Source organism: Bradyrhizobium sp. LeoB3 (genome assembly GCF_055456055.1).
Map to the genome: position 1 here is coordinate 13,403 of NZ_JBVBEF010000013.1, position 26,394 is coordinate 39,796.

The window sequence follows — 26,394 nt, forward strand, 5'->3', positions numbered from 1 at the left end:
CAGCCAGGCGGCAGACGCACGCAACGCACCGCTGCCGGATGAGCAATGAATGCCCGATTGCTTTGACGGCCCGGCGGCTCTGGTCAAAGCTTGGGGCTCTGCTCACCGTTGCTGTGCGAGCGCGGCGTGCGATCTGGCACGGAACTGCTGCGGTCGTGACGGCACTAAGAGAAAGGCCGCCTACATTGCCACAGTTAATGAGACTTTGATCGACTTCGAATCCATTGCGCCGTTATTCGAGCGTCTGTTTGGCCATAAGCACGTGCTCCGCGAACGGCCTGGTCACCTCATCATGTATTCGATGACAATCACGCTTTCGGGGCTATAGAAAGACTATTGGGACCTTGGCGAGGGACGATTCCGCATGGTTGGTGCGATCCGCGGCGTTGCAATCAAGGATGCGGATCTCGATGCACTGAAGAAGGGTATGATGACGACGCCAACGTGGACGTGGCGGAGGGGTTGAAGATGCTGAGGACGCGGGTTTTCGTTTGGTGACCCTGACAAATTCGCCTCCAGCCCCCGGCGGGAAGAGGCCGCTGGAGAACGCCAACCTCAACAAGTATTTCGAGCGGCAGTTCAGTATCGAAAGGCGGCACGCGCCTACAAGCCGGCACAGGTCGTCTTTCAGATGGTGGCCCAGGAGCTCGACGTGCCCCGCAAGAATGCTGTCTGGTGGCGACATATGTTTGGGACACGATCGGAGCGCGGGCATGGGCGGCCTTCTCACGCGGCCGGGCAATGCCATCCTGCCCATCGAAGGCCTACCGCAACCGAACCTGGTAGCCCCCGATCTGCTCGCTCTCGCACGGAAAATGATTGACTCGTTTCAGCCCGCGCCCACAGGGGTGCCTGAGACATAGCACTTCATAAAAAATCGCCGGCGGCGCATCGCGCGACGCTGGCGGAATGCGCTTGATTGCAGCTGCGAACCGATTGCTGGGTTTGTACGGACGACCAACAACTCACGAAGCTACCGTGTCGCACTAATTTGACGTCTCGTTCGTCGAAGAATCACTCGTTGGTGAAGCCCACGACTGGGCAGTTCACCAGATGTCCGATCGTTTTAACCGGACCTCCGACAGGGCTTACCAACAAGCCAGCCTCGCTTTTTGCTGCAATGTCGTTACCGTCAGTAATCAGCTTCCGTTGATTGCTCTCAACAGCCTCTTTGGTCCACTCCGCCAGCTGAACATCCCACATCGGTGAATATCCGGCACTGATCTCCTTGAAATTCGCAAGGATATCGAGTGCAGGGCCTTCGCCACTGAGCGCGCTGTTAAGCCCCTGGCGCTCAGGATCCTTCGGACCGGTCCTACCATTTACGATTGTGTAGATAATCTCCGTCGCGCCGCTTTGCAGGATGTCGCTTTCGGCGGGCGCAAAAGTGGATGCCTCGAGCGCTGCCGATTCCTCGGAGTTGGCGTCGAAGCTGAGGTACCGCAGATGTTTGCCGTCCGCAAATCCGAAGCGCAGCTTCAAATCGACGGTGCCATTGTCAGGGCAGATGCTTGCCACCGAGTCGGTCACAACCGAGTAATCGGGATTGCCGCCGCAGAACGAGATTTTCTCTGCTCCGACGTTGAAGGCGATCATGGGGGCGTTGAAAACAATGTCATTACGGTTTGCCACCCGGACCAACGGGCTGTAGTGCGCATCCCCGACAGACCCGGCCCGCGCCAACCTGGGCGGGAAGAAGTTTGGCGTCTCTCCGGCCGTCAATGTTTGAACTGGTGAGAAATCAACCCGCCCCGATTTGAAGGTGAAGTTATTGGACTCATCCATTTCCGCGACCCGCGTGCTCGCGAGATCTTTTGCTTGACTGAGGCTCGGCGCCCATGTGAGGCCCATTTTCTTGGAAGTGGCGAAATCGCTTACGTCGGTGAGAACGAACCAGACTGTCTCTCCGGAGGAAAGGCGACCGCGATGAAGCGGCAATCTTACCACTTCTCTTGCAAGATCGACTTGGCCCGAGGTGAGAAACAGCTTCGTGATTCTCTTTTCGGTCGATGCATCTGCCGCCGAACTCGCCTCAGTTGCGAGAAAAGACACAAGAAGAAACATCATCGGTCCGTAAACGCATTTACCAAGAGGTTTGCTGGATTTCATAATCGCTCCGATCACCGGCTTTCGTAGCCGGCCTTGTTGGCCGGACTACCATTTGTGGCGATTTCGTACCTATTTCTTCAGTCCGGGATAACCGGAGACATAGATCCAATCCGTTGCCTTGGCTGGGACGTGGCAGCCCAGACAATCAGTACGAAAATCCTTCGAGGTGGTCTTGACCTTATTGTCAGCATCAAACCAGGACCAGCCCCAGCCGTTACCCCACAGCTTGTTGTCAGGGTGGCTGTTCTTGCCGTCCTTCACCATCATGAACCAACCTTTGAGACGATCTACATGACTGACCGTGCCCGTGGTCATTACTGCAGTCGCTGTGCTCTGGACCTCTTTTACTAAGACCGATCCATCAGGGAACTGGCCCGTGGCGCGATAAGCCTCCGCAGCTCCCGGTGAGGCGTAAACGGTGTGCATCTCTTTCGCACCCTTCTCATCGCCTGCCACAGACCAACTTCCCAGGTATTCATAGCTGGTGCGGTAATTGTCCGGTATGTGCATGTTGCCGGCCGCATCGACGAGCTGGGCCTGCGCAGAGCCGGCCTGAGCCCGCGCAGGGCCGGCCTGGCTGCCCGCTGGCAGCGAGACCAAGCATCCAATGCCCGTTGCGATTATGGACGCCGACAAAGCCGCCATCGTTGGCCTGAGAATCTTCATCGCAGCCTCCTACTTTTTTATAGTCTTGTTCTCGGCGGGCGGCACCGGCACTTGGTCGAGCAACGCGTAGAACTGCGTCCATACGTCATCGCGTTTAGCACTAGCGATATGACAATACGCGCATTCCTCCAGTGGCCTGACTTTGGCGGTGGCGGCCTTCGGCTCGAAGTGGTTGAAGTTGTAGTAACCCCAGCCATTTGTCTCGGGGTACCGTTTGGTGTCTTTGACGGTTACATCGGCGCCGTTAAAGGGCCCCGGAAAGAACCCGCGCCCAGAGGGCTCTTGCCTCGAGCCATCCGCACGATCGGCGGGCAGCATAAGTTGTAGCTCCTTTACGAAGATGGTTCCTTCGGGGAAGACGCCCGTGTTCTTATAGATTTCATAGGACCCAGGCTCGATGTACACGTTGTGGAACTCCGGGAAGTTTGCTTTCCCATTGTTCAATATGTTTGGCGTCAGAGGCGAGCCGACATAAACCCATTCATGGAAGTTTTTCGGTAGCACGAGAGCACCATCACTCGTGTATTCCGGAAGATAGCGCCCAGTCGCATGCCAGTCGTCCGGTGGAGGAAGCTTTGGTTGCTGCGCGAATACCGCCGTTGTGATTGCGCCGACAGCAAGAACGCTGGAAAGTAATACTGACACCGTGTGCTTCATGATTTTTCTCCAGTCAAACCGCGATTCGCTCGCGGCGGCGATGAGAATGACTTCCTCTGCCCAGCAAGGAGGGATTTAACCCAGGTGCCCTGGGCCGCGAAAATCGAATGTTGGCATCAAATCGATGCCGATTGGGAATGCGGATGCCGGGCAGTTTATCGTTCGAGACACGACACTCCCTTAGCCAGGCACCTTGCTGCCTCGCAAGGCGATGGCAATTGTGAATGTTGCAGCTCGACGAGGCGATCTCTGCGCTTAACGTCGAGAGCGTGCACTTGGTCCAGCACTCACTAGCGGTCTGCTGAAAAACCCCTCGCTGTAGCGGTGCGAACTTTCACGGCCGGAAGCGCAAGAACGACACGCATGCGAGTACCAGTAATCCCGACGGTCGCCTTCGCAAGGCCCGCCGTGCGGGAGGCAAAGCTCTTCCACAAGGCCACGCCACGATGGAGAACCGGCATGCTCACTCTCGCCAACGGCACCGCCGAGCATCGTGCCGCCGAGAGGATGCTGAAAAAAGCCAAGGTCACCGCATCACTGCCGGTGAGGACGAAGCCTATGATACGGCCGATCATGTCACCAATGTTCGCGCCCTCAACGTCACGCCGCACGTGACGCAGAACAGCGGCATCACCAGAACTGGCACGAGCCGCCGGAGCGCCATCGACGAACGGACCACGCGCCACCAAGGCTATGGCATGCCGCAATCGCGCCGGCCGGTGATCGAATGCATCTTCGGTTGGGGCAAGCAGCATGGCACAATGCGCAAAACAAAACATCGCGTCATCTGTCGCATTGCAGCCGACTTCATGCTCAACCTGATCGCCTACAACCTGATCCCCGTTCCGAAACTCGTCCCGGCGCAGGCCCGCCCAGCAAAATTACTTCAAGCACCGCATCACCAGGTGCCACGCCCATAAGAGAAAAGCCGATGCCGTTCTCCGCCAATTTCAATTTCAGGGCGGCGTTTATAGACGTCGCCAAGCTCGTCGACCGCCATGGTGTGCACCCGGTGGAATTGACCGGCGTTGCGGCCTCCGCCGCCGAACCGGGTTTTTTCAGCAGACTGCTAGATAAACTGATGGACCGCCGACGCGCCACAAACGCGGCCGCGCATGTCTCGCGACCGAGCGCAAGGCGGCGGACTGCATTCTTGTCATGGAGGTGGCTGGTACGCGCTACTTGCCTTTGCAAGTTCACACCAAAGATCGCATTTTGCCGATGCACATGGCAATAATCAGAGGGCATACAAACAATAACTTGTGCGAGCCGAGAGGGCCTGAAAGATAATGAGCCATGGACAACCGGGGCTTCAGCTTTAGGGCCTGACAACCATGGCAGATCACGTTACAGGAGCGGAATTGCTGGCGAGACTTCAAACTCGCGCGCGTGCTGGCGAAGCATGTCCGTGCTTGAGCGCGATGTCGGGGCAAGGAGCGCCAGCCGTGCACTTGCCCGCAAGGGTCGCGTCCAGGCCGGAGGACACGAAGGGCGCTGACCAAGCGTACGAGCGCCACCTCCGCAAGGCCCTTGATCGTCTGCACGATGAGCGGCGCTACCGTGTTTTCACCGACATCGAGCGCATTTCTGGCCGCTTCCCGGTCGCCAAGTGGCGCCGGCGCGACGGGATGATCACCGAGATCACGGTCTGGTGCTCCAATGACTACCTCGGCATGGGGCAGCGCCCTGAGGTCGTGGCCGCGATGATCGAGACTGCCCGGTGCTGCGGCGTCGGCGCGGGCGGCACGCGCAACATCGCGGGAAATAACTCGGCACTGGTGGACCTTGAGCGCGAGCTCGCCGACTTGCACGGCAAGGAGGCGAGCCTCGTCTTCACCTCGGGCTACATCTCGAACCAGGCCGGCATCTCGACGATCGCCAAGCTGATCCCGGACTGCTTGATCCTTTCCGACGCCTTCAACCACAACTCGATAATCGAAGGCATCCGTCAATCGGGCTGCGAGAAGCGGATCTTCCGCCACAACGATCACGGCCATCTTGAGGCGTTGCTACAGGAGGCGGGCGACCGCCCTAAGCTCATCGTGTTCGAGTCCGTCTACTCCATGGACGGCGACGTGGCACCTATCGGCAGGATCTGCGACCTTGCGGATCAGTACGGCGCGATGACTTACCTCGACGAGGTCCACGCGGTCGGCCTTTACGGCCCCCGCGGCGGCGGGATCAGCGAGCGCGACGGCGTGATGCACCGCGTAGATGTAATCGAGGGCACCCTCGCCAAAGGCTTCGGCTGCATCGGGGGCTACATCGCGGCCTCGCCGACAATCTGCGATGCGGTACGCAGCTTCGCCTCGGGCTTCATCTTCACTACAGCCCTGCCGCCTGCGGTTGCCGCCGCTGCCCTCACTTCTGTGCGCTACCTCAAGCACTCGAATGCCGAGCGCGAGGCACACCAGCGACAGGCGGCTGCAACAAAGACCGCGCTCAAGGCCGCCGGTCTGCCGGTGCTCGCCACCGACACTCACATCGTGCCGGTGATGGTCGGTGATGCAGAGCGGTGCAAGGCGGCTGCCGATCACCTGCTTGAGCACCACGCCATCTACATCCAGCCGATCAACTACCCTACTGTCCCACGCGGCACCGAGCGTTTGCGCATCACGCCCTCGCCGCTACACCGGGCGGCACACATAGCCAAACTAACGGCCGCGCTCGTCGAGACCTGGGATACCCTGGCTTTGGATTGAACCGTGTCCCTGGGCGAGTTGGGTTCTCGACAGCGGGTGCTCGGCCACACGCGAACAGGGCGCTCCGATGGTTCGGCCAAGAGGCGAGCCTGGGCCGAGCCACCGAAGTTCCGCCAGGGTCGGAGTCATCGGCCCAAACGTGGCGTCACGTCTGGCACCCGTGCCGCTAAGTCGGATCTCTCACGCGATGTGATGCCAACCTGGGCTCGCGCCGCGGCGAGCGAGAAGCAAGCAGGGGAGCGTTCTAAAAACGCGAACGGCGCGGGGCATAGCTGACTGAAAGCGAAGATGAGCCACACACAATCCTGCCATCTCCAAGTCGCGGACCTCTGGGTCGTGCGCGGTGGGCGCACCGTACTCCGTGGCGTATCGTTACGGCTGGACGCCGGACAGCTCGGCGAAGTAACGGGCTCAAATGGCGTGGGCAAATCAACCCTGCTGCGTGTGATCGCCGGCTTCTTACCCCCGGCGTCCGGCTGCGCGTCGTTGAACGAGTGGGAAGCCAAGGATCTGGCGCCTCTCGCAGAGCGCGTCCACTACGTGGGTCACCTCGACGGGTTGAAGTCCGCGCTGACCGCTCGCGAAAACATCCAATTCGGTCTGACCCTTTCCGGGCAGGCCCGGCTGCCCCCTCGGGAGGCGCTCGACCGCGTCGAGCTCGCGCACGTTGTCGACCTGCCGGTCGGCTACCTTTCAGCAGGTCAGCGCCGCCGCGTCGCCTTGGCCCGACTCCTGGCCGCTGACCGCCCTCTATGGCTGCTCGATGAGCCATTGACCGCACTCGACCGAGCCGCACGTGTCATGCTGATGGGTATTGTGGCCGATCATCTCGGACGCGGCGGCTTGGTGCTTGCGGCGACCCACGAACCACTCGGTCTGCCAGGGACCCTCGAACTGAGGCTTGAGGCGCAATGAGAGCAGTGCCGTGGCGCCATACCCGCCTGCTTCGCTTCCATGCGCCCCGGAGCGAGAAACAAGGCCTGGCCGATCCTTTTCCTCAAGGGAGACGGTCACACCGCTATGGCGGCGGCGGATGGAGGCCATGACAGATACTCTTCGAGCCGTTTTTTACCGCGATCTCGTGCTATCGCGCCGCATCGGCGGCGGAGGGTCTCTCGCGATAATCTTCTTCCTCGGTCTCGTCACGATCGTGCCCTTCGCGATCGGACCCGACTTGAACCTGCTATCGAGAATAGGTCCGGCCATCCTGTGGCTCGGAGCATTCCTGGCGACTCTGCTAGGCCTTGACCGGTTGTTCCAAGCCGACCACGAGGATGGTTCGCTAGACCAGATGCTTCTGTCACCGGCACCTCTAGAACTCGTTGTCCTGGTAAAGTGCCTAGCTCACTGGTGCGCGACAGGGCTGCCGCTGGTGATCCTCTCTCCTCTGTTCGGCCTGATGTTGGCCCTGGATGGCCCGGCGCTCGGGGGAGTGACCGTGAGCCTGCTAGTAGGCACACCAGCTCTAACTTTTCTGGGCGCGATCGGGGCAGCTCTTACCGTCACGTTGCGACGCGGCGGCCTTCTGCTCTCGATTCTTGTCGTACCGCTGGCGGTGCCAGTGATGATCTTTAGCGTCTCGGCGGCCTCGGCGGCGGCGAGTGGCACGGTGTCATTCCTAACGCCCTTTCTGATCCTCTGCGCGCTTGGTCTCGCGTCCTTTGCGCTCGCGCCGATCGCTGCAGCCGCCGCGCTTCGCGGGGCGGCGGAATAAAGGAAGCAAGCGGTGGAAATAAGTTCGTTCCGAAGCGGATCACGTCAGTGAAACGGCTCCAATCTGTGGCGCGGTATGACTAACGCCGCAGTTCGAGTCGGCGCTTGAAGCGAAGAGGTGAAATGCCTCGGCACGTGCATATCGCAAGATAAAACGATCCGACTAATCCCAAAATCACTCTGAAGAAATATCGGCGTTCAATACCAACGCGAGCCGGTCGCACTCGGCTTGGCTCAGCGGATCAGGCGGCGGGGACCGCCTGCGGCGGCGCAGTCCGAGAAGAAGCGGGATCGCGCCTGCCACAAACAGGAGGGCCGGCGTGCCCCAGAGTAGGGCGGTTTCCGAGTCGAATGGCGGTTTCAACAGGATGAAATTTCCATAGCGCCGCACCAGGAAATCGCGCACCTGCGCGTCGCTGTCGCCCACCTTCAGACGTTCGCGAACCAGTAGCCGGAGATCCCGCGCAAGCTCCGCGCTCGAATCGTCGATCGACTGGTTCTGACAGACAAGACAGCGCAGCCCAACGGAAATTCCCCGCGCGCGCGCTTCGAGCTTTGAATCGGCGAGGATCTCGTCGGGCTGAACCGCGCTCGCCAGACCGGGCGCGAGCCCCGCGAACACGACCAAAAGGATGAGAAAGCGACGGAGCGCGGTCATTCTGCGGGCTGCGGCGCTACAGGATCGCCAGAGAGGCGGCCGCGAATGGCACGACGCGCAAAGCCGATCCTGAGACGGCGATCGGACAACGACACAATTCCTCCGATCGCCATCACGATCGCGCCAATCCAGATTAACGTAACGAGCGGCTTCCAGAACATGCGGGCATCAATAGAACCATCCGGGTGCTGGTCTCCGAGCGAGATGTAGACCTGCCCGAAACCTAGGGTCACGATGCCGGCTTCCGTTATCGTAGTCTGGCGCACCGGAAACGTGCGCTTGGCCGGTTCAATCGTTGTTACCGTCGACCCATCCTGGCTGATAATCGCACGGACCCCTATTTCGGAATAGTTGGGGCCCTGTCGCTCCTCAAGCTTGACTATGGTGGCTTGATAGGGTCCGAGATCGACCGTCTGCCCCGGCTTGACCGCCGCGATCTGTTCCACGCCCCAACCGGTTGCGGCGAGCCCCAACAGTGTCACGCCGAGCCCCGCGTGGGCGATAGCCGTGCCCCAAGCCGAACGCGGAAGCCCAGTCGCGCGGGCCAAAGTTACCCGCCAGGCCTGCCCTTTGGCCCAGATCCGCGACACTAGTTCGCTGGACGATCCAAGGATCAGATAGACCGCCAAGCCCACACCTATCGGAGCGAGGACCGGCCCGCCACGCAGGGCCGCCACCAGAACTAGTGAAAGGGCCACGCCCGCCGCCGCCGCAACCATCACCCGTTGCGCTGCGCCGAGAAAGTCGCCGCGCTTCCAAGAAAGCGACTGGCCGATCGGCATTAATAGCAGGATGGGAAGAACCAACGGGGCGAACGTCAGATTGAAAAACGGCGCGCCGACCGAAATCTTGTCGCCGGTCAAGGTCTCAAGTACCAGAGGGTAAAGGGTACCGGTGAGGACGATACCGCAACAGATGGTCAGCATCAGGTTGTTGATCACGAGCGCACCTTCCCGAGACACAGGCGCGAACAGGCCGCCGGGTCGCAAGGCCGGAGCGCGCCAAACGAAGAGAACGAGCGACCCGCCGATAAAGAGGATAAGGATCACGAGGATGAAGAGGCCGCGTGATGGGTCGCTGGCGAAGGAGTGCACCGAGGTAAGCACGCCCGAGCGGACCAGGAACGTGCCGAGCAGCGAAAGCGAGAAGGTGAGAATCGCGAGGAAGATGGTCCAGATCTTGAGCGCGTCTCTCTTTTCCATGACGGCCGCAGAATGCAGCAGCGCCGTGCCCGCGAGCCAGGGCATCAACGAGGCATTCTCCACCGGATCCCAGAACCAGAATCCACCCCAGCCCAGGGTGTAATAGGCCCAGTAAGAACCCATCGCGATGCCGAGCGTCAGGAAACTCCAGGCGATCAGTGCCCATGGTCGAATGTATCGGGCCCAGGCGGCATCGACGCGGCCGCTAATCAGCGCCGCCGCCGCGAAGGAGAACACAATCGAGAAGCCGACATAGCCGAGATAGAGCAGCGGCGGATGTATCGCGAGGCCAGGGTCCTGAAGCAACGGATTGAGGTCTTGCCCCTCGAAGGGTGCGGGAAATCGGCGCGCGAAGGGGTCGGATGTGAGCAGAATGAACAGTAGGAAGGCAAACGCGATCCAGCCCTGGACCGCCAGGGTATTGGCCCGCAGTTCATCTGCCATGCCGCGGCCAAAGCTCGCCACCGCGGCTCCGAAGATCGCCAGGATTAAGACCCAGAGCAGCATAGATCCTTCATGATTGCCCCAAACGCCCGCGATCTTGTAGACGAGCGGCTTGGTGGTATGCGAATTCTCAACGACCGTTACGAGACTGAAGTCGGACACCACATGAGCGTAGGTCAACGCCGCAAAGGCATAGGCCACCAGCGCAAATTGGGTAATCGCGGAAGGCACCGCCATCGAGGCGAGCCCGAGATCGCCGCGGCGAGTACCCCAGATCGGCAGAACCGACTGCAGCAGTGTGACCGCTAAAGCTAGGGCGAGCGCATAATGTCCCGTTTCGACGATCACCCTGTCACTCCTGGACGTTGATATGAACCATAAACGGCAACTCTATTGTGTCTGCGCGGATTGCTCGCCGTCACGCCAAATACCCTGCCGTTTGAGCCCGTCGGCCACGTCCTTGGGCATGTAGCGCTCATCATGTTTGGCGAGCACAGTGTCGGCATGGAAGAGGCTTGGACCTTCCACCGTGCCCTCGGCCACGACACCCTGCCCTTCCCGGAAGAGATCGGGTAGCAATCCTGTGTAGATGACCTTGATGTGCTTCTTAAGGTCGGTCACCGCGAACGTGACGGTCGACGGGCCCTCATGTATCAGTGAGCCCTGCTCCACCAGCCCGCCGATGCGCAGCCGCGTTCCCAACGGCGGCGCTTTCTCGGCCATTTCGGTCGGCCCGTAGAAGAAGACGATGCTGTCGCGTAGCGCAAAGAGTACGAGACTCATCGCGATCGCCAAAGTTATGCCAGCTGCGCCGATGAGGAGAAGGCGCCTTTTCTTTCTTGCCACAATTTGTCCTTTCAGCCCGAGCTGCTTGACGAACTCATCAACGCGTGCCAACGCTTCATGTTGTCCGAATGCCTAACCCGCGCACTTGCCACGGCCTCTTCGACCTTCTCTTGCTTACACGCGACCGCGTAGGCCCTGATCAATTCAGCCACCCGTCGAGATCGTGATCGTCCTTCGCGGGCTTCCCAGCGAGTCCCTCCACCATCGCACTGGTCACCTCCGCCCTCTGCTCCGGAGGCGGCGCCGCAACGCCAGTACTGTCTAAGCCGGACCGCGCGGCCTCCACGCCCGGCTGCGGCGCTCCGGCAATAGCAGCCAAATGCGGATGCACAGCATCCATCCACGGCGCGTCGGATAGCGAATCCGCTCGTAGCGCCTCCCAGAGTTGCCTCGCTTTTTCTGTGCTGCCGTCTTGCTCGACCGCGATCGCCTGGAGGCCGTGTCCGTCGTTGAGGTCGGCCGCGTGTTGCGCTCCGATCCTGGGGATTACAGCCGTGGGGTTGAACTCTCCACCCGTCCGGCGTGATGCTGGCATGTCAAGTTGGTTAGGCGCGCCCACCCTAAGATAAAGCGCCAGAGCGATAAACGGCAGCACCACAACAATCGTCAGAACGGCGCGGATGCGCCTCGGTCGCACCGATGCATGCGGCCGATCCTTCCGCACGGAGTCGACGGAGGCGAGCAGCCGGCGCGCAATTTCGGCTCGCGCGGCCGCGGCATCCTCAGCCGCGACTAAGCCTCGGCGGACATCATCATCCGTTTCAACCAATAGGCTTCGATAGAAAGCGATGTCGGAAGCGCGCGGGTTACGCTCTTGCTGCCGCGCCGAGAGCGGCCGGAGCAGCGCCAGCGAGACCGCGGCCGTCATCATTGCGAAGGCAAGCCAAAGCATGTCTCAAGGTCCTCTACCGCCGACTTCCGCGAACGCGTGACCTTGCAAAAGATGGTACGCTCGCCATTCTCTACGACCAAAATGCTCCTGTAGTGCAGCTCCTTCGAGCCGATCGATCGCCTGCCCGTGGCGCAGGCCAGTGACGCCGCGCGTACGGACAAGATCAGACTTGTTGGACCTGTCGTATATGGATCGAGACTTAGCAAAGTAGCCGTCATGGCCGTTGCGCGCTTGCGATTGCCGCCATCAAAGCGAGACGCGTCGCGTCCGAGATGCCGCCCACCAGCTTGTAGGCGATGGTCCCGTTTCCTTTGACTACGTAGGTCTCGGGGACGCCATAGACGCCGAAATCAATACCAGTCCTGCCGGACGGGTCAATGCCGACCTGTGCGAACGGATTCCCCTTGGCATTGAGATAGCTCCGCGCACTCCCTGGATCGTCCTTGTAGATGATGCCAGTAAGCTTTACCCCATGCTGCCGCAGCGCCGGTTCACGCGACAAGGCCATGAGCGCCTCGTGCTCGCTATGACATTCGACACACCAGGACGCGAACACGTTCACAAGCGTCACATGCCCTGCCTTCAGGTCGGCGCTCGACAGGCCGGGCGGCCCGGGCGTGGCGAGCCCTTCAAGCGGCGCCAACGCGAATTGCGGCACTGGCCTGCCGATCAGGGCCGAAGGCACGAGTGACGGGTTGTCGACGCCAAGCCGCACCGCGAGCAGTGCGGCAATTCCGAGGAAAACCAGACTCGGGACCGCCGCCACAATGCGGACCAAGCGGTGCCGAGTGGCCGCGATATCGGGTGAGAGGAATTTCGAGGGAGGCGTGTCGTTCATGAGCGATTGCCGAGACGGCCTGGTGCAAGGCGGGCCAGCGCATGCAGCTGAAGCCGATAGTCGAAGAGGACCGCCGCGATCGTCCCGATCAGGATCGTGCCCGTCACCAGATAAGCTGCCACGATGAACCCGCCATGCTGAGCCATCGCACGCTCAGGAAACAGTTTCGACCGATTGCAGTCGGGCCCCAGCGGATTCGCCAACGGCCGCCAGCATGATCGCGAGCCGCTGAGCGCGGCGCCGCATGATTTCGTTGCGCATCGCCATAACGTGGAGCGTCGCGAATAGAAGCGTGTATGCAAGCGACATGACGAGCAGTGGCCATAGCATCGGGCCGGCGATCGTCGAGCCTTCAATCCGGAACACAGAGGCTGGCTGGTGGAGGGTATTCCACCAATCGACCGAAAATTTGACGATAGGAATATTGATGAACCCGACCAGCGTCATGATCGATGCGGCCCGCGCGGCCCTGCTGGTGTCCTCGATTGTCTGCCAAAGTCCGATCAGACCAAGATAGATCAGGAAAAGGACCAGCACGGAAGTAAGCCGGGCGTCCCACACCCAGTACGTGCCCCACATCGGCTTGCCCCAGAGGGAGCCGGTGACGAGGCAAGTAAAAGTGAAGGCGGCACCGAGCGGCCCGGCAGCCTTCTGCGCCGCATTCGCAAGCGGATGGCGCCAAACTAACGAGCCGACCGCCGAGATCGCCATCAGCGTATAGGCCAGCATCGCCACCCAGGCGGCCGGAACGTGAATGTACATGATGCGCACCATCTCGCCCTGCTGGTAGTCGGGTGGTGCCGTGAACGCACCGAAGAGGCCGAGCGCAAAGGCTAACGCCGTCAACCCCCACAGCCACGGCAGCAGCTTCGCGGCAACGTGCAGAAAATTGGTGGGATTGGCGTAGGCGATGAAACTGACCTTCAAGTTTCCGATCTCCTGAAATCGACAGCCGCGGATGTGTGGGTCGAGAGCTCTTTCTAGATTGATTGCCAACGGCTAGTGCTCAATAAAGTCGGTGGCGCGCCTATCGCGTGATACAATGCATCCGTAGCAGCTTCGCCAATTACAATCGGTTATCGTTTCGATGCCGTTGGCGCATCTGAATGGAACATTTTGCCACGTATCAGCGCAGTCGAATGGCCTGACCGGCTTAACCGATTTTGACGTCCGCGAACCACGGGGGTTGAGCACGAGGGAGATTACTGGATGCCAGAGATTGAACCGAGCACGACCTCGAAGCTGACCATCCACCTGAAACTTTTGCGCGGATGGACTAGACGTGTTTCGGGCGAAGCAGCGGCTTTGCTCCGACGATCTATCCCCAGGATCCGACGCGGGTCGACTTCGTCTTCCAACAGCGACTCGATCATGGCAGTCGGGCTCTAGGAGCGTCTCCAGGAGCTGTTGGGCAACCACATCGACGCGCGCCAGGCTTTCCGGCGATATCCGAAGCCGTCATCCGTCATCCCGTCTTGGATGTGCAGCGTTCGCACGACGGTGTCGTTCGGCATGCAAATTTGGAAACTATGACGTAATTGCGATCGACGATTCTGGACTAAGGTCATCCTATTATCGTCGAGCTCTCGCGATCAACCGATTCGCAGCGCTACCATGAGCGCGGTGCGTCGGGCTCGACGTCTCGCAAAATGAAACTTCAGTATGCGGTATCGACTATAGCGGGGCGGGTAACGTTCGAAGGCAAAGCTAAATCCGAGCCGGGGGCATTGACTGAACTGCTTCCCACGCGTGCACCAAATGCTGACGGGAAGATTTCAGACTGCCGTTGTAGATTGAGAGTTGCTGTTACCGCCCGATAACCAGTCCTTATCGGCAGCATTCCCAATTTTCATTTCAGCATGTGCTCGCACTCTGGGATGGTGACATCCTGGATGCGAGACACCTCGCTCTCAACGAGAAGGGCGACGATATTGCTCGATCACCTGGAAACTTCTCATGAGTCATCTTCAGCAATGATGTCTTCCGCAAAACCCGCGAGACCAAATTGGCGGTGTCGATAAGTGTACAGGGCGAAAGAGTTGAAGAAGAGAAAACAGCGACCTTGGCTCATCTCGAGGCGAGAAGCCGAGCAGATATTGCAAAGGCGCTCCTCAGAATCGCTCTTCAGCCGTCACGAGCGTCGGTTGGGGCTGTGCTATTCAACCAGAACGGTCAGTTTTTACGGTTCGCCACGTCGAACTGGGCAGAGAACGCTGTGAGGGGTATTCGGCTTTCCTCCTCGCGGCTTGCGTTGGACGATGGTGCTCTTGAGCATGCTGCCAGGATGCCCGATCCCATTTCGATGAACGAGGTTCTTTCTAGGTTTGATGGCGTCGAGCTTTCCGTCCTGCAGATACCTCTAAGGTATCAAGGAGAAACAGTGGATCTGATCTACCTAGAAGCGGATCAAGGCGAGAGCTTCGGAGCAACCTCCATCGAAAGCTTCAGCGCCATCGCAATCCAAGCTGCCGCGGTTCTGGCCAACATTCGATTAACCGATGATCTCGCGCGACAAATACGGGTGCGTCACGTCTACTCGGAGGGTCATCCGGAGACGAACGAGGATGGAGATCTCCTGTATTGAGGAATCGTCATCGACATTACAGAAAGGAAGGCCGCCGAACGGTTGTTTGCCGAAACTCCGCCTGAGCTTTCGACCGCTTCGCGCCTGGCGGCTTTGGGCGAGCTTGCCGGCTCGATCGTGCACGAGGTGAACAACCACGGACTGTGCTGATAACCAGCGTGGAGGCCTGCCGCTGTTGGCTGTCAAGATGTCCAATGGAGATATCCAAGGCGGTCGAAGCTGCTAACCAGGTTTGTAAACAAAGGAAAGCGCGATGTTGCGATCGAGGGTGGATTGGAAGTGCTGGCCAACGGTGGCTCATGCGAGCCTCAGCTTCATCAGGATCGACGGCGTCATTTTGGAAGTATTAGGCATGTTTCGTGACGAGCTCGAGAAGTCATCCATTTCCGTGCGTGCCTATATCGATGAAGGGTTGCCGGAGCTGAGGGGAGATCGCTTGCAGCTACAGCAGGTTGTTTTCAACCTGCTGCGAAACGGCATCGATGCGATGAAGGATGTGCACGGCCGGCCGCGAAGGCTGGAAATATCGTGCCGTGCTGACGACGTCGAAATGTTAACGACATTTCGTCATTGCGGTGGTGGCTCAGGAACAAACACAAACGATATGAATCGTTTGTTCGATCCATTGTTCACCGCGAGAGACTCTGGAATGAGTTTAGGCGTACTCATAAGCCGGCGTATTATAGAGGCTCATCGTGGACGGATCTCGGCAGAAAGGAATGAGGATTGCGACCTGACTATCCGGTTAGCGCTGCCGCTATGAGGAAGAGTCAGGAGCGCTCAGGGCGCGTTACAGCATTTCCATTTTCTTACGAAGCAAGGCAGCTTACGCTTCCCAGCTGCTTTGATCCGCTGTCGCTTCGACTCACGGAGGCACTTGCCAAAAACGGTGTGGTCGACCTCGGCACCGGCGTCATCGCTATCCTGAAGGATCAACGGAAACTGATCACTGACGGCGACGATCTCGAAGCCAAGAGTGGGTCAGGCTTACTGGTGAGCCTGCGGGGAGCCGGTGAAGACGCGGGGGACTCTCGCCATTTTTCCGGTCGTAGACTTCACCAATGAATAATCTGCTCGCCCATAACTGGCGCTTCCCGTTTATGCGGGGAGCGCAATCGGTCTCTCAGCCACTGCCGCTTACGAGCATACTCTTGGCCGCTGATGGCGATTACCTCGGTTGGCGCCAACGCTCGAACACATGATCTGCTTTAGCCAAGTTTGGAGAACTATGGTGACAAAGCGTTCGCTTCTGATCGCAGCGACAAGCTACTTCATTGCCTTTGCACCGGCAGCATACGGACGCTCAGCATACGACGGCTCCCGGGACCTCGTCTTCATAACGCAACGAGGAACCTGCGAGTCCAGTTACAGGTTTACTGTCGATGTGACCGGCGGAATTGTCACGCATCCCAACCTCGTGAGATTTCGAGGTTACGTCGCAAAATCCGGCGCGGTTCGCGCTTCAGTGACGGTCCAGGATAAATATGCCTCGGGTGCAGGCAAATTGTTCGCAACGTCCGGCCAGGGGACCTGGAACGGCCACTCAGGAACTGCGCGATGCTCGGGCTACTGGACGGCGCGACGCAGCTGAAGGACGCCACGGCGGAGAGGAGCGTTTCCACGCTGAACTGGAGCTCATAATGAGATGACGGTTCCCAGAATACTGGTCGGCGTTGCAGTCCTGCTCGGCCTGCTCTCGGCCGGCCTCGGCAAGACAATACGGCTGGAGAAGGCTCATGGCCAACCCATGAGCGCGCCCAACTCGTTGGGTGAATCGGCACAACTCGAATCGGCTAGCTCTAGTGATTGGTAATTCAAACTATCCCGATGCCGACTCTCCTCTTTCCCAAATGGCACGCGATGCGGAAGGTTTGACAGATACTCTTCGAAAGAACGGCTTCCTGGTGGACGCCGTTGACAATGCGACTCGCCGCGACATGACCCGCGCAATCGATGATCTAAGTGCAAGAAAGTACATTTGAACTCGATTGTGCTGATCTATTTCGGAGGTTTCGGCGTTCAATCTGACGGTGAAAACTATTTAATCCCAGTCGATGCGAAGATCTGGTATGAAGAGGATGTTCGTCGACAAGGTGTGAGCATTGACCTCCTCCTTTCGAAACTCAAGACTTCCGGAGCACGCGTCCAGCTCGTAGTCATCGAAGCCTCACGCCGCAACCCCTATGAACGACGTTTCAGGACTTACTCACACGGACTTGCACCCATTCAAATGAGTGAGAACACACTCATCCTGAGCTCAGCAGCGGCCGGCCAGGTCGTCGAAGAATCGGATAAACTACATAGTCAGCTGATGACCGTTCTTCTTACGCAGATGAATTCTTCGAAGAGGATCGAGGAGGTCTTCAACAACACCCGAAACGCGGTGGCGGCTGCTACGCAGGGCCAACAAATTCCAGCTGTGTCATCTACGCTAACCGAGAGTGTAACCTTTGGCCGGCACTGAGCGGCGTTCCCGTCTCTTCCGTTGGCTCTGCACTTGCCGGTTGCCGCGGGTGATGAAACAGACTCCTGCTGACCTCCAAAGATCGAAGGTCAAGGCTGACTTCCCATAGCGGGCGCCCCTCAATCGTCTCCGCCTTGTTTGGAGCTACCAACGCGCGAGGCGGAGCTGAGCATTGTCGCGCGCGACAGCCATGCTCCTGTTTGCTGACTGGCAGACCACGGAACGCACGGTGGTCCCCGCCGAGCGCATGGGACGCGCTCTCGGCGTGCCGATGAGGGTGCTGCCGGATCGGTGAGAACTCATCGTCGAGATCGAAAGCACACCTTGTCACAGGGGTGCTGACCATCAAAACGGCTGTGGATCGGCTGTGCGAAGGGACGCTACGCCGCGAGGAAGCGCGGCCTACGCTGTCGCTGGCTGGAAACTTGCCACCGGTGTGCACACTACGACGGCTTGAGGTGTTCACCGGAGCTGGGGCGTCGGCGGCGGTGGAGCGACGAGGACAAGGCGCGGATCGTTGCGGAGATCGTGGCGAGCGTCGGCTCGGTTTGTTCAGGAGCCCGACGGCACGGATTGTCGCCGCGGCAGTTGTTTTGCTCGCGACGTCAGTTGTGAAAAGCCGCGAACGATCATTCCGAAGTGGAAGAAGTACAGTTCGTGCCGGCGTGTCAATCGGCGTGCAAATTTTGGACGCCGAATGACAATCCACATCACGCAAGTGCCTCCGGTGGCGCTCGCCAGCGTTCCTGGGGCACAGGCGACGGCGGCACTGGGAGGCAAAATGATAAACTTTGCCGATTTGCTTGCCAAAATTTCGTCCAGCGAAAGAAACGAGACGTTCGCACCGCGGCAATCTCGCAAAAGTCGATGATCTCGACAAGCGTGCCGCCACGCTATTGTCTCAAATCGAAACGGCATCGACGACAAGGGCCACGAAGTTGATGAGCTGGACGCCTCGCTGAACCCGGACAACGGCCACAACGGCAGCCGGACCGATGCAGACCAGGTGCATAGGCCTGAAATCGCAGCCATTGTGATTAAGCGATTTCAAAGCACCCGTGGAAGCGGCTTTCCTCCCTAAGCTCCCCTGCTATCCTGTTTGCCAATCACGCAGTGCCACGCCGCTAGGCGCTCGGCGGGATGCTGCTTCATCCACTCGGCAAGCTGCGGCGCGCCCATCAGGCAGGACTGCATCGAGACGTCAGCGAAGTCCGAGGTGGTGACGGTCTGCTCGTGGCAATTTTCCGGAGAGGAGAGACTGCAGAGCAAGGCGATGATCTTGATCACGACAGGAGAACCCCGTCGCTACGATGGGCAATGGGGCCGCTGACCTTATGACTTATCGGTGCGTTGTCCTGCTGCTCGCTGGCTGGATCAGCCGGCGGAAAGATGCTGTCATATATCGCGCGGGCTTCTGCAATTAGACGGGCCCGCTCGCGCTCAGACTTTGGGACAAATCGAACAACTTCGCCCATATTCGCTCCAAACATTAGTTAGAGAACATGTCTGCTATTAGATGATGATAATAATTCAATCGTGAATTAGTATCTCAGCCCCAACTTTGAAGCTCTGCAGGCGGTAACGACGGAATAAAAAGCTCGTGACTGGCCGCGCTGGGGCCATAAGTTCACGATCGTGCGCGGATGATCTTGATGGCCTTGGCCACCGTGCGCTGATTCAGGCCTAGCGCGTGGATCACTTCCTTCTTTGTGCAGCCGAGATTGCACTCGAGGTAGCCGCGCACACGCTCGACGTTGAATGCTTCCAGATCCTTGGAGCCGGGGCGCAGGTTCAGCGCTTCAATGGTGCAGAATTCGAGAGGCATGCTTCTTTCTCGCGAGCTGACACCCTTCAAAACGTGACATGTTAGCGGCCAAGGCCTTGAGCTGACCCGCAATCGCTGAGTCGGTCATGTTTTTGGCGGCGCGGAGCAAAGTCTGTGCTGTCTCTAAATATTTCTTGTCTCGTTGTGAGATCTGGACCGTCATAAAGCCCTCGCGCGGTTCTCGGGCGGCTGGTCGAAGGTGATTTGGAGCCAGCTCACCCAATTGCGATCACTTTCCCTGCGGGTTCTGAAACGATCGACGCACTTCTTGGAACAAAGCGGGGTTCGCCACGCGTAGTGCCGGACGAGACCAAACTTGCCATCACACACTGCGCATCGCGCGGCACTGCCAGATCTAAGATTATCGGAGCAATGGGGCATCGTAGTCTCCTGTTGGTACTATCGTCGCCGTTCGTCGATCATCCTTTTCCACCGTCGCACTGCATGGGTCTGTCCGCTTTTCTTACGCGTACAGCCTAGGACGATCGCGGTCAGCCGCTCAATTGTACGTGGGTAATGCGCCGGCCATCCAAAGGGGCCAGGGAATGATACGAAGGTGTAGGGAGCGCGCCCCTCAAGCCCACCGCTTCCGCAACGGGTCATGAGCGCAGTTTTTTTGGCGGCCAAGCCGTCACTTCCGGTCTACGCTGAACAGCAGACGTAGTGACCGGCTGTTGTCAGGTCTCTGAAGGGCCAAGAGGCGACGTAACGTGTCCGGGTCAGCTCGGATCGAGTGGCGGGTCGGGGGACTTGGCTTCGTGCCACCAGACGACCTGAGTGTGCAAGAACAGCTTGGTCGTTACCCATGCAGTTCCGGATTTTCTGAAATTTTCTCTGTAGGCATCCTGCCCTATCTGCAAAATGGCGATGTCTTTCCCTCTCTTACATCGGTCCGGCATCCGGTCGGCGACGTGGCGCACGACAAATCCGCTGTAGGAGCGCCGTCATGGTCAAGGACGGCGGCGCATTGGCACGCGCAACCTCGATTGGTCCAAGGGCGACAACGAGTTTAGAAGTTTCTGCAGATACGGCTGGTGGCATAGCTCGCTACGGCATCACGCGGCTCGGTGGCAATAACGATCGTCTATCGACTCTATGGCGAGAGATGATTTCCCTCGCCGGCGTTGCAAGGTCATTCTCGTCGGGTGGTGGGAGTCATCTTTTACACGAACAGGAGCTACCATGAAGATTCAAGTCCGCAGCCTTGCGATTGTGCTCGCAATTGCCGTTCCTATCGCAGTTGCCACCACGGCCAAATCGTCTGCTGCGCCGATCAATGGCACGTCGATCAAGGCGGCGGTAGCAGCCGTAAAGACGGACGTGCGCTATCGGGTGCGGCGGGATCGGGGGACGCGCGGCGTGCAACGCACGCCGAATGATTATCCCTATCCTTCGTACTGGGACTATCCCACCTATAATTCGTACTGGCGCTATCCGACCTATAATTCATATTGGCGCTATCCGACCTATTACTACCCCGACTTCTCTTACGGCTGGAGTGACTACAACCGGTGGTGACACGAAAGCTTGGCAGCGTGCGGCTCCCTCGAGCCGCCGCTCGTCAACATGTATTGAGAGATTTAGCGTTCCTCGGTCATGCGCACGTCGCCCTTGGGTCACGAGAGGTAAAGTTTCAAATTGATCGCGATCTGTCCGCTTGGCCATTAGAAACTGACATCTACGCCTTTAGTACGCGCCCTAGTCGCAAAGCTCAGTAACAGCCCTCTGCACGACTGAACAGGCAATCCAATGCCCATCCTGAAGAACAGTAAGCATGAGCTGTTCGTTTATACCGGCTACAACTGTGCAAGAAGATGGCGCCGCCGTCACGGAAAACCCGGACGGCTGGGTTTCGAGCGATCTTTCAGGTCGGGCCGCCGCGCCGTCCGGCTCGATGACAAGTTCTCTGCGAACTTTGCTGCGAAGATGGATGAAGGCGAGCGGAACACCATTGCAAGCGAATTGAAGCTGCTCGTGCTGGTGATCGAGACTGCCACCGCGACATCGGTTTCATCCTCGGCGCCGCTGGAAGGCATGTCGTCGGTCCGCCATCCGCTGTTGCTCGAAGCGTGCTCGCTGTTCCAGGCGAATGCCATGGGCGAGATGCTGCCGGCGGCCGGTCCCATGAAGGTTCGCGATGATCGGCCGCAGAAGCCGAAGAGCGCCGACATGATGGGCCACAGTGACGGTCCCGCGCTCGATGGCACCAACCCTTTCTCCACTCCGCCGGCGCCGCAAGGGCCGGCACAAGCTACGCCGGGAATCCCCACCCCCGCCCGGCGTCGGCGCTCCCGGCGGCAGTCCCCCGCGTCCCCCCGCTGCCGCCGGGATGCGGCCTCTGCGACCGCCGATTGCCGGGCCTGCCCCGGCGATGGGCGCGCCTGCCGCTTCTGGCCCTATGCCCGGTGCTGGGCCGGGCGCCCGCCCATGCCGGCAACGCCCGTCATTCCGGAAGAGCAAGCACGCGACGCGATCGAGGATCGTGCTTGAAAGGGACATGAACCACTATTTGATCCTTTGGCGAATGCCCACAATCTCCGCGGCCGCTGCGATGATCATCTCCTCTTGCAGTCCGGGCTGAAGAGTGCCGGACGCTCGGACACCGATGGAGTACGCTTGGGCGATGGGTTTGTCATAATTTAAAGTTGGGCGCTGGGGAGACCAGCCAGCTTACCAAGCACTCAAATCTCTGGCGACGCGCCGCCACTGTTCATCAACCGCTGCGGCGGGCTCAAGATCGGAGTAGTCGCTTTGCGCAGCACTTCCTCTCGCTACGGCGCCGGTGCCCAGGCCTTCCATTGGCTGACCGTCATGCTGGTTCTCGCCGCTTACGTGGTGAGCAAGGGCGACCCCGATTCGCTCTATTCCGCCGGCGCGGACGGGCTCCGCCGGATTCACGAGACGCTTGGGGTGCTCGTGTTCATTGTCGTCGTGCTGCGGCTGCTATGGCGGCTGATCGACAGCACGCCCGTGAAGCAGCCGATGCCGCGATGGATGGCTGCGGCCGCAAAACTCGTCCAGTTCGCGCTTTATGCGCTCCTCACCGCGATTCCAATAACGGCGGTGCTTGGTACCTGGCTCTTGGGGATTCCCGTCACCCTTCCCGGATTCGACATCGCTCCCCAGATCGCGAAGGCGCATCGCCTAGGGCAGCTGATCATGGAACTACACACCACCCTCGGCAACGCCATCCTCTGGGTTGCCGGCGTGCATGCAGCCGCGGCTCTCTTCCACCACTTCTATCTGCGCGACGAAGTATTTCAGTCGATGTCTCCGGGCGGATGAATGATTAGTTCGAGCTACTGCCGCGAGGCGTTTTTCGTCTGAATCCGCCGAGAGTCCCGGCAGAATCACTCGGTCTCATGTCGCGCCGCCCTTCAAGGAACGGTAGTTCCTTGGGACGGCTTAACCCCACAAGCCCGCTATTAGTCTTCGATGGTGCAGCCCATGCCACCTTCTAGGCCGCGTGTGCGGTCTGCAATCTTGTCCAGCGCCGCCCGCAATGGGCCCCGCTTCTTGCCGCGGTCGGATGCGGAGAAGCCCTCCCATGCCGCGTGGCCTCGCAAATGGGGCGCGAGGGTCTCGAGGTGCGCTCCATTGCCGTTGCCGAGCGCCCGGCCAGGTCGGATGTTTCAGCAAGACCAACAATGCGGCATGGCTTTGCGACTCGCTTTCCAGTTCGTTGCGCTCGAATATGAGACTTTGACGTGCTGCCCCCCGAAAAGCCGCTCGCGTCAGGCGGGGATTGGCTGCGACGCAGATTTCACCGTTCCTGTGGTTGAGGCTAACGGAAATCACGTTGCTCGTAGAAGGTTGAGACTCTCTTTCGCTCTTGCCAGCGCCGCGCCACTCTCCGGATCTTTATACCCGGCATCGATCAGCAGGCCTCGAAATGGTACGATTGCTTAACAGCGGAACGCGAACAGATCTGCGGATGGAATGGCAAGGATGACTTCATCGATGTCGAGTCTCCTCGAAGCATCTATCTGCTCTCTTACGTCCTTCGGGCAACCTGAGAAGGCAAAGCGCCAAACCAATTCGTTGGGAATTAGCCAAGCAAGTTCCGTCACCAGCTGCGGTTGGCGCTCGTCGTTGTCCGGCCGTAATTGCGAGCGAAGCGAAGCAATCCCGAGTCTCACCTGTGACTCTGGATTGCTTCGTGGTTTCGTTCCCGCAACGGCGCTCCATCACACCGGCCGGCCGCGCTCGATAATCTCGGCAGCACCTCTGGCGAGCAGCTCCATTCCCACTGCGCGGCCGAGTTCGCGCGGGCGGCTTGCTCGGCCAACACGCGAGGCCTCGATGATCCGACCGCCCGCATGATCGAGCACGGATGCGGCGAGCTGCATCTCCGCGCCCGTGACTTCCGCAAATCCCGCGATCGGCGAGTTACAATGGCCATTGAGCACCCATAGCACCTCGCGCTCGGCGTCGGCGCACGCATGGGTCGTCGCATCGTCGATCGCTGACAGGATACGGCGCGTCTCGAAATCGCGCGCGGCGCATTCGACTGCGATTATCCCCTGCCCCACTGCCGGCAGCATCTCGGCAATCGAAAATTCGTACGCTATCCGGCTCGTAAGCCTGACGCGCTCAACGCCTGAGCGCGCCATGATCAACGCATCCGCAGGCCCCACCTCACCGCCATCTGGCAGCTTCTGCTTTGCGCCCTGGTCAAGCTTGCGCACGCGGCTGTCGGCGGCGCCGCGGAAATGGATGACCTCGATCTCCGGAAACAGCCGCCGCACATAGGCCGCGCGGCGGACGGAGTTGGTGCCGATCTCGAATCCCTTGCCACGCGTGCGTTTGAGCTCGTCGACCGAGGTGCCCGGCCGCAGCACCAGGACGTCGCCGGGCGGATCGCGCGAGAGCGTCGCGCCGATCACAAGCCCGGGCGTGTCCTCATTGCCCGGCACGTCCTTAAGCGAATGCATCGCGGCGTGGAGCCTTCCGCTAAGCACCGCCTCGCGAATCTGCGCCACGAAGGCCCCACCTTTGCCGCCATGCGGCAAGAGCTTGCCAACCTGGTCGATATCGCCCGTGGTCTCGAACTTGACGATTTCGACCTCGGTGCCGACGGCCTTCAGGCGTCGTGCGATCTCCTCAGTCTGGGTGATCGCCATTGCGCTTTTGCGCGTGCCGATCCGCAATCGATCCGATAGCATACGTATCCCATTCAAGGCCCGCGGGCCTCACTCCCGCAGGCCGCGGCGATCGCAGGCGGCCAGCACCGTGCCCCGGTGCCGACCCGGCTTTCCCCCGCCGAACTCTCCCGGGCACGATTCCGCATCGATAACGCGGCTGCGCGGCTCTAGAATCGGCTGTGCCATTCATCGAGCTCCCGCTAATCGGCCGCTGCTCGTCAGTTCTTTGCCAAAGATTTGAGGTGGCGGACAAATCCGAGCACATCGTCGGGCATCAGACGGCCGATCGCGCGGGTCGAATACACGGCCGTCACCACCCGGCCTTCGGGATTGAGGACGAGCCAGTTGCCTGGAGACAGACGGGATCGTCATTGACGAAGGCGCCGGTGACTGCGGAAACCGCTCGCGCGTTGGCGCCGTAAGCGACCGGGAAATTGAGCTTGTGCTTTTCGACGAGCATCTCCGACTTTTCCCGATCGTCTACCGATACAGAGACGACCTTGAGGCGTTCCCCAGCGAATTTGTCCGCCGCTCTCGCAAAAGCGGCAAGCTGAGCATTGCAGTACGGACACCAGGAACCGCGGTGGAATAGGACCACACCGAACCAACCGGCGAGATCGGCAGGCAAATGGATTTCGCCGCCACCGACGCGAGCAAAGGTAAGAGAGGGAAAGACATCGCCATTTTGCAGCATCACAATTGCACTCCATGTTTGAACTATTTGGCGCTCAAGGCGCCGAATGATCTTTTATCGCTTCCTCTAGCGCCGGCTTCAAACCGAGCAAGCGCTCATCGACCGCAACCGGGTTCTCGCGATTGAGCGCGATCATCCGAGCCGGGACCCGGCCGCTACGGATCACCTCGGACGCCGATTTCGATGCCTTCTGCGATGGCGTCGGCAACGGCGGAGGCCGGTTGGCGCGTAAAGCCAGGTTCGGGCCCGGCGGGGTTTGACTTCATCATTTGCATATCCGTCTCGCCGGGATAGAGAGGACATGGATGCCCTCCCTTTTCAACTCGCGCCGCGGCGGTTCGCCGAAATAGGCAAGCCGAGCCTTTAGCGTGGCATAGGTCTCGTAGAACGGCGCGCCGACCGGCGCGATACCGGAGGAAACATTCACCATCATGGCGTCGCCGCTGTTGCGGATCACTAGCGGTGCCGCCCGCGTCAGCAGGATCGGTGCGGTCACGTCGATTAGGGCCTGCAGCTCGGGCTCCGTCCGTGTTCTCCCGACGACCGACCTGCACCGCGCTGGCGTTGTTCACAAGGACATCAAGGCCGGCGAGAGCGGCAAGAGCCTGTTCGAGCGTCGCGGCGCAGCCGTCGGCCGTCGCGACATCAGACGCTATGCCGTGCATCTCGGCGCTCCCGGTTTGCATCGGTCGAATGACTTTGGCGACGACTTCCCTGCGGCGTCCGCTGATCGCCACTTTCGCTCCCTTCGCCAACAACTGGGATCTCAACCCTCCTCACGTACAGGACAACGTGGCTCTCACCGATTGATAGGTTCCGGACGGCCGCCCAATTCCACCAATACACCCGCAGTTGCCCGCAAGAACGGGAGTTACATCCAGGAACAAGATAACTTCGCTGCCCCCCGAGAGCGGGACGACTTCAATTACGTCGTTGCTTTGCATCTCGAGTCTCCC

General features: G+C 59.7%; 29 protein-coding genes and 1 pseudogene. 13 read left to right on the plus strand and 17 right to left on the minus strand.

What is annotated here, in order from left to right:
- Positions 1 to 1,014: 1,014 nt before the first annotated feature.
- From ACZXDY_RS12130 to ACZXDY_RS12140, 3 genes are all read right to left on the minus strand, one after another.
- Entirely contained in the window at positions 1,015 to 2,109 is a 1,095-nt protein-coding gene (locus ACZXDY_RS12130; RefSeq protein WP_464345651.1) for a DUF7482 domain-containing protein, read from the minus strand.
- Between the two features lie 69 nt (positions 2,110 to 2,178).
- The gene (locus tag ACZXDY_RS12135) at positions 2,179 to 2,775 is read right to left on the minus strand and encodes a cytochrome P460 family protein (protein ID WP_028164557.1); all 597 of its coding nucleotides are present in this window, start codon (positions 2,773 to 2,775) and stop codon (positions 2,179 to 2,181) included.
- A gap of 9 nt (positions 2,776 to 2,784) precedes the next feature.
- Entirely contained in the window at positions 2,785 to 3,432 is a 648-nt protein-coding gene (locus ACZXDY_RS12140; RefSeq protein WP_028164556.1) for a cytochrome P460 family protein, read from the minus strand.
- Between the two features lie 446 nt (positions 3,433 to 3,878).
- Here ACZXDY_RS12140 and ACZXDY_RS12145 point away from each other — a divergent pair, with 446 nt between their 5' ends.
- From ACZXDY_RS12145 to ccmB, 4 genes are all read left to right on the plus strand, one after another.
- Positions 3,879 to 4,352 (plus strand): hypothetical protein, encoded by a 474-nt coding sequence (locus ACZXDY_RS12145; protein WP_464345652.1) that lies wholly within the window; start codon positions 3,879 to 3,881, stop codon positions 4,350 to 4,352.
- 525 nt (positions 4,353 to 4,877) lie between these two features.
- Positions 4,878 to 6,134 carry a 5-aminolevulinate synthase gene (hemA, locus tag ACZXDY_RS12150; protein ID WP_464345653.1) on the plus strand — a complete coding sequence of 419 codons (1,257 nt, stop codon included), beginning with the start codon at positions 4,878 to 4,880 and terminating at the stop codon, positions 6,132 to 6,134.
- 288 nt (positions 6,135 to 6,422) lie between these two features.
- A complete protein-coding gene (gene ccmA / locus ACZXDY_RS12155) occupies positions 6,423 to 7,049 on the plus strand; it encodes a heme ABC exporter ATP-binding protein CcmA (RefSeq protein WP_464345654.1) in 627 nt (208 codons plus the stop codon).
- 127 nt (positions 7,050 to 7,176) lie between these two features.
- Positions 7,177 to 7,848: a heme exporter protein CcmB gene (gene ccmB / locus ACZXDY_RS12160; protein ID WP_028164551.1), complete on the plus strand. Its 672-nt coding sequence runs from the start codon at positions 7,177 to 7,179 to the stop codon at positions 7,846 to 7,848.
- Positions 7,849 to 8,022: 174 nt separating this feature from the next.
- Here the strand turns inward: ccmB and ACZXDY_RS12165 are convergent, their stop codons facing one another.
- The 7 genes from ACZXDY_RS12165 to ACZXDY_RS12195 form a co-directional block, all read right to left on the minus strand.
- Positions 8,023 to 8,505 (minus strand): cytochrome c-type biogenesis protein, encoded by a 483-nt coding sequence (locus ACZXDY_RS12165; protein WP_464345655.1) that lies wholly within the window; start codon positions 8,503 to 8,505, stop codon positions 8,023 to 8,025.
- Entirely contained in the window at positions 8,502 to 10,499 is a 1,998-nt protein-coding gene (locus ACZXDY_RS12170; protein ID WP_455997467.1) for a heme lyase CcmF/NrfE family subunit, read from the minus strand. The genes ACZXDY_RS12165 and ACZXDY_RS12170 overlap by 4 nt, the downstream gene beginning before the upstream one ends.
- 42 nt (positions 10,500 to 10,541) lie before the next feature.
- Entirely contained in the window at positions 10,542 to 10,997 is a 456-nt protein-coding gene (gene ccmE / locus ACZXDY_RS12175) for a cytochrome c maturation protein CcmE (RefSeq protein WP_028164565.1), read from the minus strand.
- Between the two features lie 139 nt (positions 10,998 to 11,136).
- Complete coding sequence (gene ccmI / locus ACZXDY_RS12180) at positions 11,137 to 11,889, minus strand: c-type cytochrome biogenesis protein CcmI (protein ID WP_051396794.1); 753 nt, start codon at positions 11,887 to 11,889, stop codon at positions 11,137 to 11,139.
- A 214-nt stretch (positions 11,890 to 12,103) separates the two neighbouring features.
- Positions 12,104 to 12,727, minus strand: a complete 624-nt coding sequence (locus ACZXDY_RS12185) for a DsbE family thiol:disulfide interchange protein (RefSeq protein WP_464345656.1) — start codon at positions 12,725 to 12,727, stop codon at positions 12,104 to 12,106.
- Positions 12,724 to 12,873, minus strand: a complete 150-nt coding sequence (gene ccmD / locus ACZXDY_RS12190; protein WP_063623380.1) for a heme exporter protein CcmD — start codon at positions 12,871 to 12,873, stop codon at positions 12,724 to 12,726. The genes ACZXDY_RS12185 and ccmD overlap by 4 nt, the downstream gene beginning before the upstream one ends.
- Positions 12,874 to 12,880: 7 nt before the next feature.
- Positions 12,881 to 13,654 (minus strand): heme ABC transporter permease, encoded by a 774-nt coding sequence (locus tag ACZXDY_RS12195; RefSeq protein WP_028164547.1) that lies wholly within the window; start codon positions 13,652 to 13,654, stop codon positions 12,881 to 12,883.
- Between the two features lie 1,078 nt (positions 13,655 to 14,732).
- Here ACZXDY_RS12195 and ACZXDY_RS12200 point away from each other — a divergent pair.
- The 6 genes from ACZXDY_RS12200 to ACZXDY_RS12225 all read left to right on the plus strand — a co-directional run bounded on the left by ACZXDY_RS12200 (position 14,733) and on the right by ACZXDY_RS12225 (position 18,390).
- Positions 14,733 to 15,311: a GAF domain-containing protein gene (locus tag ACZXDY_RS12200; RefSeq protein ID WP_245287320.1), complete on the plus strand. Its 579-nt coding sequence runs from the start codon at positions 14,733 to 14,735 to the stop codon at positions 15,309 to 15,311.
- 253 nt (positions 15,312 to 15,564) lie between these two features.
- Entirely contained in the window at positions 15,565 to 16,074 is a 510-nt protein-coding gene (locus ACZXDY_RS12205) for a sensor histidine kinase (RefSeq protein WP_245287319.1), read from the plus strand.
- Positions 16,075 to 17,161: 1,087 nt separating this feature from the next.
- Complete coding sequence (locus ACZXDY_RS12210; RefSeq protein ID WP_433994511.1) at positions 17,162 to 17,293, plus strand: caspase family protein; 132 nt, start codon at positions 17,162 to 17,164, stop codon at positions 17,291 to 17,293.
- On the plus strand, positions 17,290 to 17,775 hold the full coding sequence (locus ACZXDY_RS12215) for a caspase family protein (protein WP_464345657.1): 486 nt from the start codon (positions 17,290 to 17,292) through the stop codon (positions 17,773 to 17,775). Before ACZXDY_RS12210 ends, ACZXDY_RS12215 begins: the two co-directional genes overlap by 4 nt.
- 172 nt (positions 17,776 to 17,947) lie before the next feature.
- Positions 17,948 to 18,070 (plus strand): hypothetical protein, encoded by a 123-nt coding sequence (locus ACZXDY_RS12220; RefSeq protein WP_283807008.1) that lies wholly within the window; start codon positions 17,948 to 17,950, stop codon positions 18,068 to 18,070.
- Between the two features lie 233 nt (positions 18,071 to 18,303).
- A complete protein-coding gene (locus tag ACZXDY_RS12225) occupies positions 18,304 to 18,390 on the plus strand; it encodes a hypothetical protein (protein ID WP_245287326.1) in 87 nt (28 codons plus the stop codon).
- A 462-nt stretch (positions 18,391 to 18,852) separates the two neighbouring features.
- On the opposite strand, the gene ACZXDY_RS12230 is transcribed toward ACZXDY_RS12225, so the two are convergent.
- The 3 genes from ACZXDY_RS12230 to ACZXDY_RS12240 form a co-directional block, all read right to left on the minus strand.
- Positions 18,853 to 19,062: a hypothetical protein gene (locus ACZXDY_RS12230; protein WP_464345658.1), complete on the minus strand. Its 210-nt coding sequence runs from the start codon at positions 19,060 to 19,062 to the stop codon at positions 18,853 to 18,855.
- Entirely contained in the window at positions 19,059 to 19,250 is a 192-nt protein-coding gene (locus ACZXDY_RS12235; RefSeq protein ID WP_455997464.1) for a hypothetical protein, read from the minus strand. The genes ACZXDY_RS12230 and ACZXDY_RS12235 overlap by 4 nt, the downstream gene beginning before the upstream one ends.
- A gap of 152 nt (positions 19,251 to 19,402) precedes the next feature.
- Positions 19,403 to 19,600: a hypothetical protein gene (locus ACZXDY_RS12240; RefSeq protein ID WP_028164543.1), complete on the minus strand. Its 198-nt coding sequence runs from the start codon at positions 19,598 to 19,600 to the stop codon at positions 19,403 to 19,405.
- A gap of 1,182 nt (positions 19,601 to 20,782) precedes the next feature.
- Between ACZXDY_RS12240 and ACZXDY_RS12245 the strand changes: the two genes are divergently transcribed.
- The 3 genes from ACZXDY_RS12245 to ACZXDY_RS12255 all read left to right on the plus strand — a co-directional run bounded on the left by ACZXDY_RS12245 (position 20,783) and on the right by ACZXDY_RS12255 (position 22,885).
- Complete coding sequence (locus ACZXDY_RS12245; protein ID WP_464345659.1) at positions 20,783 to 21,118, plus strand: hypothetical protein; 336 nt, start codon at positions 20,783 to 20,785, stop codon at positions 21,116 to 21,118.
- A gap of 231 nt (positions 21,119 to 21,349) precedes the next feature.
- The gene (locus ACZXDY_RS12250; protein ID WP_464345660.1) at positions 21,350 to 22,090 is read left to right on the plus strand and encodes a hypothetical protein; all 741 of its coding nucleotides are present in this window, start codon (positions 21,350 to 21,352) and stop codon (positions 22,088 to 22,090) included.
- 261 nt (positions 22,091 to 22,351) lie between these two features.
- Complete coding sequence (locus ACZXDY_RS12255; protein WP_028164540.1) at positions 22,352 to 22,885, plus strand: cytochrome b; 534 nt, start codon at positions 22,352 to 22,354, stop codon at positions 22,883 to 22,885.
- 902 nt (positions 22,886 to 23,787) lie between these two features.
- Here the strand turns inward: ACZXDY_RS12255 and hemC are convergent.
- The 4 genes and pseudogenes from hemC to ACZXDY_RS12275 form a co-directional block, all read right to left on the minus strand.
- Complete coding sequence (gene hemC / locus ACZXDY_RS12260; protein WP_028164539.1) at positions 23,788 to 24,765, minus strand: hydroxymethylbilane synthase; 978 nt, start codon at positions 24,763 to 24,765, stop codon at positions 23,788 to 23,790.
- A gap of 289 nt (positions 24,766 to 25,054) precedes the next feature.
- On the minus strand, positions 25,055 to 25,438 hold the full coding sequence (locus ACZXDY_RS12265; protein ID WP_464345661.1) for a redoxin domain-containing protein: 384 nt from the start codon (positions 25,436 to 25,438) through the stop codon (positions 25,055 to 25,057).
- A 265-nt stretch (positions 25,439 to 25,703) separates the two neighbouring features.
- Complete coding sequence (locus tag ACZXDY_RS12270) at positions 25,704 to 25,934, minus strand: hypothetical protein (protein ID WP_028164537.1); 231 nt, start codon at positions 25,932 to 25,934, stop codon at positions 25,704 to 25,706.
- A gap of 52 nt (positions 25,935 to 25,986) precedes the next feature.
- Positions 25,987 to 26,208: pseudogene (locus ACZXDY_RS12275) on the minus strand (SDR family NAD(P)-dependent oxidoreductase); the annotation flags it as partial.
- Positions 26,209 to 26,394: the final 186 nt, after the last annotated feature.

What these genes read in the sequence shown, in the direction of transcription:
- ACZXDY_RS12205 (WP_245287319.1), top strand. Translation starts at nt 15,565, where the DNA reads ATGTTGCGATCGAGGGTGGATTGGAAGTGCTGGCCAACGGTGGCTCAT.
- ACZXDY_RS12245 (WP_464345659.1), top strand. Translation starts at nt 20,783, where the DNA reads ATGAAGATTCAAGTCCGCAGCCTTGCGATTGTGCTCGCAATTGCCGTT.
- ACZXDY_RS12265 (WP_464345661.1), bottom strand. Translation starts at nt 25,438, where the DNA reads ATGCTGCAAAATGGCGATGTCTTTCCCTCTCTTACCTTTGCTCGCGTC.
- ccmD (WP_063623380.1), bottom strand. Translation starts at nt 12,873, where the DNA reads ATGGCTCAGCATGGCGGGTTCATCGTGGCAGCTTATCTGGTGACGGGC.
- ACZXDY_RS12165 (WP_464345655.1), bottom strand. Translation starts at nt 8,505, where the DNA reads ATGACCGCGCTCCGTCGCTTTCTCATCCTTTTGGTCGTGTTCGCGGGG.
- ACZXDY_RS12135 (WP_028164557.1), bottom strand. Translation starts at nt 2,775, where the DNA reads ATGAAGATTCTCAGGCCAACGATGGCGGCTTTGTCGGCGTCCATAATC.
- hemC (WP_028164539.1), bottom strand. Translation starts at nt 24,765, where the DNA reads ATGCTATCGGATCGATTGCGGATCGGCACGCGCAAAAGCGCAATGGCG.
- ACZXDY_RS12140 (WP_028164556.1), bottom strand. Translation starts at nt 3,432, where the DNA reads ATGAAGCACACGGTGTCAGTATTACTTTCCAGCGTTCTTGCTGTCGGC.
- ACZXDY_RS12130 (WP_464345651.1), bottom strand. Translation starts at nt 2,109, where the DNA reads ATGAAATCCAGCAAACCTCTTGGTAAATGCGTTTACGGACCGATGATG.
- ccmI (WP_051396794.1), bottom strand. Translation starts at nt 11,889, where the DNA reads ATGCTTTGGCTTGCCTTCGCAATGATGACGGCCGCGGTCTCGCTGGCG.
- ACZXDY_RS12210 (WP_433994511.1), top strand. Translation starts at nt 17,162, where the DNA reads ATGGCACGCGATGCGGAAGGTTTGACAGATACTCTTCGAAAGAACGGC.
- ACZXDY_RS12235 (WP_455997464.1), bottom strand. Translation starts at nt 19,250, where the DNA reads ATGGGCGAAGTTGTTCGATTTGTCCCAAAGTCTGAGCGCGAGCGGGCC.
- ccmB (WP_028164551.1), top strand. Translation starts at nt 7,177, where the DNA reads ATGACAGATACTCTTCGAGCCGTTTTTTACCGCGATCTCGTGCTATCG.
- ACZXDY_RS12250 (WP_464345660.1), top strand. Translation starts at nt 21,350, where the DNA reads ATGCCCATCCTGAAGAACAGTAAGCATGAGCTGTTCGTTTATACCGGC.
- ccmA (WP_464345654.1), top strand. Translation starts at nt 6,423, where the DNA reads ATGAGCCACACACAATCCTGCCATCTCCAAGTCGCGGACCTCTGGGTC.
- ACZXDY_RS12145 (WP_464345652.1), top strand. Translation starts at nt 3,879, where the DNA reads ATGGAGAACCGGCATGCTCACTCTCGCCAACGGCACCGCCGAGCATCG.
- ACZXDY_RS12240 (WP_028164543.1), bottom strand. Translation starts at nt 19,600, where the DNA reads ATGCCTCTCGAATTCTGCACCATTGAAGCGCTGAACCTGCGCCCCGGC.
- ACZXDY_RS12185 (WP_464345656.1), bottom strand. Translation starts at nt 12,727, where the DNA reads ATGAACGACACGCCTCCCTCGAAATTCCTCTCACCCGATATCGCGGCC.